1 pseudogene is annotated in these 869 nt (G+C 59.0%); it reads right to left on the bottom strand.

What is annotated here, in order from left to right:
• Window positions 1-541: 541 nt before the first annotated feature.
• A pseudogene (locus EN786_RS39175) lies at window positions 542-819 on the bottom strand (hypothetical protein); the annotation flags it as partial.
• Between the last annotated feature and the right edge of the window lie 50 nt (window positions 820-869).

Below are 869 nucleotides of genomic sequence, written 5' to 3'. Positions count from 1 at the left end.
ACGTGCTGGTAACCGGGAACCACGGTGAACCCGCGAAGACAAGCACGGAGTCGGCAGGAACTTGGATAAGGCCAAAAAAAGGAACTTGCAGGTAGCTCAGCGACAAGTGAATCCCATGTGACACGGCGTTCGGCAGCACCTCAGATCGACGGATCGGCTCGACCAACCTCTTCTCCGCGGAAGGCGAGTATCGTCTCTAAAGACGATCGAACTCCGCCACCGCAAACCAAGCATCGCCTTGCGCAGGATCTCATTGGCCTGGCGCAGCTCCCGCTTCCAAGAGCCTTCAGCTTTCTCGGTAGCCTCGGTGGGGACACCTCCCAGCATACCGCTATCCTCTGGCCGGCCCATCCGCTGTGCGCTGCGTTGTGCAGCCGATCTTGGCGCGATCGAGGAGCGCGATCGAGGAGACGGCGGCCGTTTGCAGCGGATATTCCCCTCGTGAGCTTTTGACTAGCCACACGGTTCTTCGTGGTCAATATTGGTTCGCCGCATGATGGGACTTTACGGGACGAGCGTTCAATGGGAACGACGCACCTTGCTAAGCCAGCGGTGCAACCCCGATCAGCGGAATAGCTAGGCTCTCGTCCCCGCAGGGACGCCTCAGGCGATCGTGCATCGCATTTAAGAGCTCGCCGGTTTCAAGCGTCGTATGTATATCACCGCGTTCGCGCGCCACACCAACGGCAGCTCTTTTCAAGCCGATCCTCTCCCGGAGCTGTAGACCCGTGCCCTAACCGACGCCTCTTCGTAAACAAGCTCACGCAAATGGCGGTCGCCGCGTCGGGATATGTGGCCGCCGAAATCGACTTCACCGGATTAGGCGGTGTGGACGAATTACTCAGGTATCTAGACGCTCCGCGAATACA

This window comes from Mesorhizobium sp. M4B.F.Ca.ET.143.01.1.1 (assembly GCF_004792275.1).
Taxonomy (GTDB): domain Bacteria; phylum Pseudomonadota; class Alphaproteobacteria; order Rhizobiales; family Rhizobiaceae; genus Mesorhizobium; species Mesorhizobium abyssinicae.
Note: the sequence above shows the minus strand (reverse complement) of the source record. Positions and strands in the feature narration are given on the sequence as shown.